7 protein-coding genes are annotated in these 9,899 nt (G+C 72.9%); 2 read left to right on the top strand and 5 right to left on the bottom strand.

The annotated features are described in order from the left end of the window. Window positions 1-54 precede the first annotated feature (54 nt). From ACQEVZ_RS40420 to ACQEVZ_RS40400, 5 genes are read right to left on the bottom strand one after another with little or no spacing between them, the layout of a single operon-like run. Entirely contained in the window at window positions 55-339 is a 285-nt protein-coding gene (locus tag ACQEVZ_RS40420) for an acyl carrier protein (RefSeq protein ID WP_433377399.1), read from the bottom strand. Then, window positions 336-2,021: an acyl-CoA dehydrogenase family protein gene (locus ACQEVZ_RS40415; RefSeq protein WP_433377396.1), complete on the bottom strand. Its 1,686-nt coding sequence runs from the start codon at window positions 2,019-2,021 to the stop codon at window positions 336-338. The genes ACQEVZ_RS40420 and ACQEVZ_RS40415 overlap by 4 nt, the downstream gene beginning before the upstream one ends. Then, entirely contained in the window at window positions 2,011-3,720 is a 1,710-nt protein-coding gene (locus ACQEVZ_RS40410) for an acyl-CoA dehydrogenase family protein (protein ID WP_433377393.1), read from the bottom strand. The genes ACQEVZ_RS40415 and ACQEVZ_RS40410 overlap by 11 nt, the downstream gene beginning before the upstream one ends. Beyond that, complete coding sequence (locus tag ACQEVZ_RS40405) at window positions 3,717-5,489, bottom strand: fatty acyl-AMP ligase (RefSeq protein WP_433377390.1); 1,773 nt, start codon at window positions 5,487-5,489, stop codon at window positions 3,717-3,719. The genes ACQEVZ_RS40410 and ACQEVZ_RS40405 overlap by 4 nt, the downstream gene beginning before the upstream one ends. A 31-nt stretch (window positions 5,490-5,520) precedes the next feature. Further along, complete coding sequence (locus tag ACQEVZ_RS40400) at window positions 5,521-5,760, bottom strand: MbtH family protein (protein ID WP_360571750.1); 240 nt, start codon at window positions 5,758-5,760, stop codon at window positions 5,521-5,523. Between the two features lie 422 nt (window positions 5,761-6,182). Here ACQEVZ_RS40400 and ACQEVZ_RS40395 point away from each other — a divergent pair, with 422 nt between their 5' ends. Continuing rightward, window positions 6,183-7,772, top strand: coding sequence for an MBL fold metallo-hydrolase (locus tag ACQEVZ_RS40395; protein ID WP_433377386.1), 1,590 nt, complete (start codon window positions 6,183-6,185; stop codon window positions 7,770-7,772). 101 nt (window positions 7,773-7,873) lie between these two features. Continuing rightward, window positions 7,874-9,838, top strand: coding sequence for an ABC transporter ATP-binding protein (locus ACQEVZ_RS40390; RefSeq protein ID WP_433377383.1), 1,965 nt, complete (start codon window positions 7,874-7,876; stop codon window positions 9,836-9,838). Window positions 9,839-9,899: the final 61 nt, after the last annotated feature.

The raw sequence follows: 9,899 nt of genomic DNA, 5'->3' as shown, positions 1-9,899 counted from the left end.
GACTGCCAACCTCGATCGTGTGAAGTGGAACGACGACGACGAACCGGGTGCCGATCACCCCGCGGAGGAATCACCGATCAGCGCGACGATGCGGTCGGTGAGGTCGGCGATGCTCGCCACGTCCCAGATGAGCGTGGGTTCGACGGTGACCCGCAGGGTGTCCTCGATCTCGCCGGAGAGCGCGAACGCGTAGACGGAGTCCAGCCCGTACTCGGCGAGCGACGCGTGCGGGTCGATCGCGTCCGGGGTCTCGTCCAGGTAGTGCGCGACGCGGCCGACGAGCCACGTGCGGATGCCGCCCGCGGTCGGCTCGACGGCGACGGTGTGCTGCTCGGTCATGGCTGGCCTCCCTGTCCCGGCAGGCGCCGGGCCGTCAGATCGAAGAGTTCGCGGTCCCGGTGGCGGGCGGCCGCGGCGAGATACAGCTGTTCCTCGACCCCGGCACGTTCGGCGTCGGTGAGGACGGAGGCGCCGCCGAGCCGGCCGGCCAGCCGGTCGAGGACGCCGAGCAGTTCCGCGTCGCCGAACCGGTCCCGCAGGGCGAGCGCCGACGCCGCCGCGAGCAGGACGCTGTACCGGTCGGCGAGCGCAAACGCGGCCGGGGACGCGCCGATGGTGATGTCCCGCGGCGGCAGGGCCAGGCAGGCGTCGCGCAGCTCGCGCAGCTCGGCGGCGAACCGGGCGGCGAACCGGGCGGCCGGCCCGCCGTCGGCCCGATCACCGGCCCCGTCACCGATCGCGGCGAGGGTGCCCATGACGGGGTCCTCGGTCGGCGCGCCGACGCTGAGCCGGTCCGGGTCCAGCGGCGGCAGCGCGCCGCCCGGCTCGAACAGCTCCCGCGCGGCCGGCGGGGACAGCAACCACGACCGGCGGGCCAGCCGTGGCAGCACCGGGAGCATCGCGGCGAGGCACGCGGAGCGCGAGATGTGGATGAACGTGGCCGACGCCGCGTCCCGGGCCATCTTCTGGAAGATGGCGTACGGGCCCTCACGCAGGTAGCCCTGCGCGCCGAGGACCGAGCGCAGGTCCTCGAACGCGTCGAGGGCCATCCGCGAGGTCAGGTACTTGGCGGCCGGGGCGTACAGCGAGACCGCCGGGGACAGGTGCAGCGCCCGCAGCACGACCGTCGAGACCGCGTCGACGGCGAGCAGGTCGGCGTGGGCGCGGGCGATGACCGAGCGGACGTAGGGCAGGTCGGCGGCGGTCGCGCCGTACAGGCGGCGCCCGGACGCGAAGCCGATCGCGGCCCGCAGCGCCGTGTCCAGCGGGCCGGTCATGAACGACGGGATGACCGCCCGGGTGATCTGGAACGCCCGCATCGCCGACTCCAGTCCTTCACCCTCCTTGCCGAGGAGGGTGCCGGCCAGCACCGGGCAGTCCCGCAGCTCCATGCCGCCGAGCTGCAGGCCGCGCAGCCCGGAGCTACCGGCCCGCGGCAGGTCCCGCACCGCGCCGGCGGGCAGGGCGGCACGGGAGATCAGGAACTGGCTGTGGCTGCGGCTGCCGGCGGTGTCGGCGGTCCGCGCGAACAGCACGAACGCCTCGGCTCGGCGCAGGTTTCCGACGACCTCCTTGCGGCCGGTCAGCAGCCACCGCCCGGCGTCGCGGCGGGCGGCGAACTCGGCGCTCGCGAGGTCGTTGCCGTGGCCGAGCTCGTGGAACGCGGCGGCGATCCGGCCACCGCCGAGGAGCAGTCCGGCGGCCTCGCGGCGCTGGTCGTCGGTGCCGGCGACCCAGACGTTGACCCAGCCGATGAACGAGCTGAAGCCGTACCCGGCCGCGAGGGACGGGTCGAGCCGCCACAGGGTGCGCTGGACGTCGGCGAGGCGGTCGGCGCTGGTCAGCCGGCCGCCGTAGGCCGCGGGGACGAACTCGGCGTTGAGGCCGTAGCGGTCGAGCCGGCGCTCGCCCTCGGCGAACATCTCGGCGCGTTCGTCGGCGGCGAGCGCCGCGGCGTGCCCGGCCGGGTTCTGCGGGTCCCACGGGTCGCCGAGCAGCGTGTCGAGCTCCTCAGCGCCCACCGGGGGCTCCCGGCACGGGGTCGCCGAACGGTGTCACGGGCGCGCCGGTCCGTGCGGCGTCGGCCACGACGTGGGCGAGTCGCTCGTCGTCGTCGGCGGCGGGAGGCTGCGGCAGCCGGAGGGTCGCGGCGATGCGGGACCGCAGCGCCTGCAGGGCCGCCCGCAGCCACAGGGCGTCCTCCCACAGCGGCTCGCCGCGGTGCCGGTCCTGTCCGGCGGCCCACAGGTGCAGGCTGGCGGCGGCCGCGAAGCCCAGCTCGTAGGCGGCGGCCAGTTCATAGGCCACCATCGCGGGGCGCGCCGCGGGCCGTGCCAGCGCCATGCGGGCGTGCAGCTCGTCCAGGTCGCCGCACAGCGCGGTCGCGAGCGCGGCCGGCGCGCCGGTCAGGGTCGCGGCGAGGTCCGGCAGCGACTGCACCACCGAGCAGCCCCGCCGCGACAGCAGCGTCAGCGCACCGGTGTCCAGCGGCCGCGGTGGTGTTCGCTCCTGTACCGCCTCGCGCAGGCCGCCCGGGTCGGCGCCACGCGAAACCCAGCCGCGGACGAGCCGCGGGAACTGCTGCACCAGGCCGGCCCGGTTCACCGGGGTGCTGCCGTCGAAGATCGCCACCACCTGGTGGTCGCGGCGCAGCTTCTGGAACGCGCCGTGCTCGTGCACGCCGGTCAGGAACGACCGGGCGCCGAGCAGCTCGGCGAGGTCGGCGAGGACCGAGTCCACGAGAGTCGGGGCGAGCGCCTTCGTCACGGCGGACAGCACGCTCAGCTCCGCCGTCAGGCTGTGGATCCCGCGGCAGGCGACGATGGTGGCGGCCTCCACCGCGGCGAGGTGCGCGGCGGCGCGGCCGAGGACCGACGCATGGAACGGCCGCTCAATGAGCGGGCGGCGCTGGATGACACGGCCGGCGACGAACCTGGCGGTCAGCCGCAGCGCGTGCTCGCCCGCGCCGAGGGACAGCGACGCGCACATGGTCCGGGTGAGCTGCAGCGCCCGCAGGACGGTCTCGACGCCGGTGCCTTCGGCGCCGATCCGCGCGGACGCCGGCACGTCGGCGCCGGTGAACTCGACGCCGGAGATGTCGGCGCCGCGGATGCCGTGCGTGGCCACCTTCGGCAGCTCCCGCCACGAGCCGGCCGGTGCGGCCGCCTTGTCGAACAGGAACAGGCTGTGGCCGCGGGCGCCGCCGTCGCCGGTGCGGGCCAGCACGGTCAGCAGATCGGCCCGGGTGGCGTTGTTGACCGGCCACTTCACGCCGGTCAGCCGGTAGCCGCCGGGCTGCGGCGCGGCGGTGCAGGCGCCGTTGAGCAGGTCCGCGCCGTGGTCCGGTTCGGACAGTGCCCAGCCGACCGGGTCGCCGGCCAGGACGGCGGCGGCGACCGTGCGGGCCTGCGGGCGGTCCGCGGCGACCCACACGGGTGCGGCGCCGAGGTAGGTCTTGGCGTGCGCGACCGCGGCGGTCACGTCGCGGCGGGCGACGGTGCGCAGCAGCCGCAGCAGCACCTCGTGGTCGTCGAGCCGGCCGCCGTGCGCGACGGGCACGTAGTACGCGGCGAGGCCGGCGGCGTCGAGCCGGGCGCACGCCTCGGCCGGGAACCGTTCGCCGGCGTCGGCCTCGGCGGCGACGCGGCCGCCCTCGCCGGGGTCGCCGAGCGCGGCGTCGAGCCGCGCGACCGGATCAGCGGCCGCGGTCGTGGTGCTCACTGCGCATCGACCGGCAGCAGGCGCCGCACGTCGGGGTCGAGCCGGCTGTGCAGGGTCGGGACGCGGCCGGCGAGGAACAGGTCCCGCATCGCCCGCCGCTGGATCTTGCCGCTGGTGGTGCGGCGGACAGTGCCGCGGCGGACCAGCACGACGTTGCGGGCCGGGACGCCGAAGAACTCGGTGAGGTGCCGCGCGACGTCCAGTGCCACGGCCGGCAGGTCCTCCGTCTTGGTCCGCGGGTCGACCTCGTGGACGACCACGACGCGTTCGTCCGGCACGGAGACGCCGAACGCGGCCCCGGCGAACGCCGCCAGCGCGGGGTGCGCCTGCCGGGCCTGCTGCTCCAGGTCGTGCGGGAACAGGTTGCGGCCGCGGACGATCACGATCTCCTTGAGCCGGCCGGTGATGAACAGCTCGCCGTCGCGGAACGCGGCCAGGTCGCCCGTGCGGAGCCAGCCGGGCTCGTCGTCGAGGCGGGCGTTGAAGATCTCCTCGCTGAGCTCGGGCCGGCCCCAGTAGCCGGGGCCGACGCTGTCGCCGCGCAGCCACAGCTCGCCGATCGCGCCGTCCGGCAGGACCTGGCGGGTCTGCGGGTCGACGACGCGGGCCGTGTGCGCGCGGGGCGTGCCGACGCCGGCGATCTCCTTGCCCTCACCGCCGGTGCTGTGGTTGAGCGCCGGACGCTCGGCGGACATGGTGCCGGCCGGGTCGGCGACGAACACGCTCGGCGCCTCGCCGCGCGGGGTCGAGGACACGTAGACGACCGACTCGGCCATGCCGTAGCCGGCCGTGAACGCCTCGGGCCGCAGTCCCGTGACGGCGAACCGCTTGGCGAACGCGGTCACCGTCGGCACGTGGATCGGCTCGGACCCGTTGACGAACTGCTGCATGCCCGACAGGTCGACGCCGTCGAGGTGGTGGTCCTGGATGAGCCGCAGGCACAGGCCGAACGCGAAGTTGGGCGCGGCGGTCACGGTGCACCGGAACCGGGACATGAGCCGGAACCACTCGACCGGCCGCTTCACGAACTCGCTCGGCGACATGAGGACGGTGTGGGACCCGTACAGCAGCGCCACGGTCAGCTGCCCGAACAGCCCGAAGTCGTGGTGCAGCGGCACCCACGTGCCGAACGTGTCGCCGGGCCGGCCGTGACCGGCGTTGTCGTGCAGGGAAAGCACGTTCGCGAGGACGTTGCGGTGTTCGAGCATCGCGCCCTTGGGCGAGCCCGTCGACCCGGAGCTGTACTGCAGGACGGCGAGCGCGCCGGGCCCGGCGTCGAGCCGGAGCCGCGACGGGCCCGGCAGGTCGCCGGGGCCCGCGTCGCCGGGCTCCTCGACGGGGACGTGCGCCAGGCCGTGCGCGGCGAGCCGCTCCGCCATCGCCGCCCGGTCCCGGGCCTCGGTGAAGACCAGGCCGGGGGCGCAGTCGCCGACGATGACCGCGACCCGCTCGGCGGCGAGCGCGGAACCGCCGAGCGGGGGTGCCGGCACCGCGACGAGCCCGGCGAGCAGGCACGCCAGGTAGAGCTCGACGAAGTCGGTGCCGGTCGGCAGCGAGATGACGACCCGCTCCCCCGGCGCCAGCCGCTCCGCCAGACGTTCGGCGCGCAGACCGGCTCGCCGGGCGAGCTCGCCGTAGGTCAGACCGGGGTGCCCCGGGCTCTCCGCCTCGCCCGCACCGCGGTAGACGGTGAGCGCGACCTCGCCGGGTTGTGCGGCGGCCCGTTCCAGAAACACGGCGCCCACGGTCCGGCGCGGATCGACACTCATGAGCAGACTCCCCAGCGGGTAGGTTCCGGCCTCAGCTCTGCGAAGCCTCGACCTTCTCGTTCTCCATCCGCTCCATCGCCTCGATGAGGCTCTTGGGGCGCATGTCGGTCCAGTTCTTCTCGATGTACTCGAGGCACTCCTCGCGACCGGCCTCCCCGAACACTTTCGTCCAGCCGGCGGGGACGTTGGCGAAGACCGGCCACAGCGAGTGCTGCCCCTCGTCGTTGACCAGGACGAGGAAGGTGCCTTCGGGGTCGTCGAACGGGTTCATCACGCCGCCCTTTCTCAAAGGTGACTGGGTCGGGGCACGACGGAACCCGGGCGCTCGCGCCCGGAGGGTTTCCGTGAGGCCCCGGGAGAGTCGGTGCCCGCCACACGCCGGCGGGCCGCGTTCCTCCGGCGGTGCCGGAGGCGGACCTACTATGACCCCGACCGGCGATCCGATCAACGGTGTCCGGGCGTCCCCGCGGACACGGTGTTCAACCGGCGGCCGGGCGTCAGTTGAACACCGCCGCACCGTGCTGTTCAGCGTCGCCGCAGGGGTTTCCGCGCGTTCTGGTCATCGCGCGGTCCCGTCAGTAAGGTCTCGCCCTGCCAGGTGCGCGTGGTGGTGGAGACGTGACCGACATGCGGTAGTGACAGCCGTCCCCCATGAGGAATCCGCGGCACTGACAACCCATGTGGAGGACACTGATGAGTGACACCGAGCCGCGCTTCCTGCGCTCCAACGCGATCCTGGAACCCCTCGTCGACCGCTTCTATGCGTGGCTGCACACCGTCGCGCCGGTCCAGGGCTCGATGAACCTCGCGTTCCTGCAGGTGCCGCTGCTGGAGTCCTACCTGGAGAACCCGCAGGTCCACATCGCCGCGGTCAACAACCCGGAGCTTCGCGGCGGGTACTTCGTCGGCATCGAGGAGGCCCGCAAGGACGAGGTGGCGGACCTGCTCGCGGCGATCAAGCGGGACCGGGCGGACATGCTCGCCTTCGCCAAGGCCATCATCGAGGGCGCCGACCTGGTCCGCGAGTCCGCGAACGGGTTCGATCTCACGCCGCTGTACCCGAAGCTGCCGTCCATCCTGAACGGCATGGTCGAGCTGGCGTACGACGCGGGCAACCAGGCGTCGCTGCACTTCATGGAGCCGGTGGTCTACAAGAGCTCGATGTTCGACGAGCGCCGCCAGTCGGTGCAGCTGTCCCTCGAGGACGGCGTCGAGCGACCGTTCATCCTTGCCACGCCCCGCCTCCCCGGCCCGAAGGTCCTCGACCTGGACATGCCGTTCCGGCACCCGGGGCTGGAGGCGCTGGTGAAGGCCCGCGTCCAGCCGACGACCGCCGGGCAGCTGCGGGAGGCGCTGGAGCTGGACGCGAGCCAGGCGGTGTTCCTGGACCGGCTGCTGGACACCAAGCCGAGCCTCAGCCCGGACCGGCACATCGAGTCCGGCGGCCGGGTCCGCTACTTCGGGCACGCCTGCCTGGTCATGCAGACCGCGCAGGCGGCGATCATCACCGACGCGTTCATCTCGGCCGACAACACCCACGGCGACCGTTACACCCTAGACGACCTGCCCGACTTCATCGACCTGGTCCTCATCACCCACGGCCACCAGGACCACATCGTGCTGGAGACGCTGCTGCAGCTGCGCGGCCGGCTCGGCGCCGTGGTGGTGCCCCGGTCGTCGAAGGGCAGCATCGTCGACCCGTCGCTGGGTGCGTACCTGCGGTCGATGAACCTGCCGGTGATCGAGGTCGACGAGTTCGACGAGGTGCCGTTCCCGGGCGGGAAGGTCACCGCGACGCCGTTCCTGGGCGAGCACTCGGACCTCGACATCCGCTCGAAGTCGACCTACTGGGTCGAGCTCGCGGGGAAGAACATCTTCGTCGGCGCGGACTCCTCCGGCATCGACCCGGTGCTGTACCGGCACATCCGCAACCACCTCGGCAAGGCCGACATGGCCTTCCTCGGCATGGAGTGCGACGGCGCGCCGCTGACCTGGCTCTACCAGGCGATCCTGACCGTCACCGTGTCGAAGAAGATGAGCAAGTCGCGGAAGCTGTCCGGGTCCAACGCCGAGCAGGCCGCCGCCATCATGACGGAGCTGGGCTCCGACGAGGCCTACATCTACGCCATGGGCGAGGAGAGCTGGCAGGGCCACGTCATGGCGACGACCTACAACGAGGACACGTACCAGATCAAGCAGATCGAAGAGTTCCTCACCTGGTGCAAGGACCGGAACATCACCGCCGAGCACCTCTTCAACAAGCGTGAGTGGCGCTGGTCCTGACCGAACCCTGACATGGCCGGCATCCTCCCCGGGTGCCGGCCTTCTTCGTCCGCACACCCACCGGCCGCCGCCGGTCCTCTCCAAGGCAGGGATGGTTCCCCATGGCAACTACGGTCGGCCCGCCGGGCGCCGCGCCGCTCCACGACGACACCGAGGACCCGGACGAGGCTCCCGCGGGCGCGGGCGGCGTCCTGCAGTCGCTGCACATCGACGACGACGTCACCCGCCAGCGGATCCGCCCGGGGACCTGGAAGCGGATCCTGCCGTTCCTCAAGGAACGCCGGTGGGGGCTGGTCATTCTGCTGACGCTGACGGCGGTGCAGGCGGCGGTCGTCGCGGCGGCGCCGCTGCTGGTCAAGATGCTCATCGACGACGGCATCGTGAAGCGCAGCACCGGCACGGTCATCGCGGTCGCCGCGGCGATCGGCGGGCTGGCCCTCTTCGGCGCGCTGGTCTCGTTCCTCGAGTCCTGGTTCGCCGGCAAGGTCGGCCACGGGCTCGTCTACGACCTGCGCGTGCGGGTGTTCGACCACGTGCAGCGCCAGCCGCTGGTGTTCTTCACCCGGGCCCAGACCGGCGCACTGGTCAGCCGGCTGAACGCGGACGTGATCGGCACCCAGCGGGCGGTCACCACGCTGCTGTCACAGTCGCTGTCGATCGTCCTGACGCTGGTGTTCGTGCTCGCCTCGATGTTCTACCTGTCGTGGCAGGTCACGCTCGCGGCGCTGGTGCTGATCCCGCTGTTCCTGTGGCCTGGCCGGGTCGTCGGTGCCCGGCTGCAGCGGCTGGCCCGGGAAGGGATGCAGCAGGACGCCGAGATCGGCTCGCTGATGAACGAGCGGTTCAACGTCGCCGGCGCGATGCTGAGCAAGCTGTACGGCCGGCCCCGGCAGGAGTCGCGGGCGTTCGCGAAGCGGGCCGCCCGGATGCGCGACATCGACATCGTCGGCAACGCCTACGAGAACCTCCTCGGCATCCTCCTCGCCACGCTCACCGCCCTCACCAGCGCGGTCATCTACGGGCTCGGCGGCTGGCTGGTCGTCGACGGCGCGCTGCAGATCGGCACGCTGGTCGCGCTGTTCGCGCTCATCACCCGCCTGTACAACCCGGTCATCCAGCTGAACTCGATCCAGGTGAACATCCTGATGACGCTGGTCAGCTTCGACCGGATCTTCGAGATCCTGGACCTGCGGCCGCTCATCGACGACAAGCCCGGCGCACAGCCGCTGCCGGCCGGCACCGGCGGCGTCGCCCCCGACATCGAGTTCGACGCCGTCGAGTTCCGCTACCCGTCGGCGGCGGACGTGTCGCTGCCGTCGCTGGAGACCTTCTCCGGCAAGCCGGTGGAGCGGGCCGAGAACGCGACGGTGCTGCACGGCGTCAGCTTCCGTGTCCCGGCCGGGAAGATGACGGCTCTGGTCGGCCCGTCCGGCGCCGGCAAGAGCACCATCACCCACCTGGTGCCGCGCCTGTACGACCCGGTCGCGGGGGCGGTCCGCGTCGGCGGGCACGACCTGCGGGACGTCACGCTGGAGTCGGTGAGCGAGCTGGTCGGTGTCGTCGCCCAGGACGCGCACATGTTCCACGACACGATCCGGGCCAACCTGCTGTTCGCGAAGCCGCGGGCGACCGAGGACGAGCTGGTCGCGGCGTGCCGCTCGGCGCAGATCTGGGACATGATCGCCGCGCTGCCCAACGGCCTCGACACGATCGTCGGCGACCACGGCTACCGCATGTCCGGCGGGGAGAAGCAGCGGGTGGCGCTGGCCCGGCTGCTGCTGAAGTCGCCACCGATCGTGGTGCTCGACGAGGCGACGGCGCACCTGGACTCCGAGTCCGAGGCGGCGATCCAGCGGGCCCTGGAGACGACGCTCACGGGCCGCACGTCGCTGGTCATCGCGCACCGCCTGTCGACGGTCCGCGACGCCGACCAGATCCTCGTGATCGACGGCGGGCGGATCCGCGAGCGTGGCACCCACGACCAGCTTCTCGCCGCGGGCGGAATGTACGCGGACCTGTACCGCACCCAGTTCGCCCCGCAGCAGCGCACGGCGATGGTCAGCTGAACCGGACACCGCAACGGCGGTGCCCCCTCGGGGACACCGCCGTTGTCGTGTGGTGGGCCGC

It is taken from the genome of Dactylosporangium sp. CA-152071 (assembly GCF_050936335.1).
Taxonomy (GTDB): domain Bacteria; phylum Actinomycetota; class Actinomycetes; order Mycobacteriales; family Micromonosporaceae; genus Dactylosporangium; species Dactylosporangium maewongense.
This window is presented reverse-complemented; position numbering and strand designations above follow the sequence as displayed.

Excerpts from the sequence above, each read along its gene's own strand:
- ACQEVZ_RS40420 (WP_433377399.1), bottom strand. The coding sequence starts at position 339 with ATGACCGAGCAGCACACCGTCGCCGTCGAGCCGACCGCGGGCGGCATC.
- ACQEVZ_RS40405 (WP_433377390.1), bottom strand. The coding sequence starts at position 5,489 with ATGAGTGTCGATCCGCGCCGGACCGTGGGCGCCGTGTTTCTGGAACGG.
- ACQEVZ_RS40400 (WP_360571750.1), bottom strand. The coding sequence starts at position 5,760 with ATGAACCCGTTCGACGACCCCGAAGGCACCTTCCTCGTCCTGGTCAAC.
- ACQEVZ_RS40395 (WP_433377386.1), top strand. The coding sequence starts at position 6,183 with ATGAGTGACACCGAGCCGCGCTTCCTGCGCTCCAACGCGATCCTGGAA.
- ACQEVZ_RS40390 (WP_433377383.1), top strand. The coding sequence starts at position 7,874 with ATGGCAACTACGGTCGGCCCGCCGGGCGCCGCGCCGCTCCACGACGAC.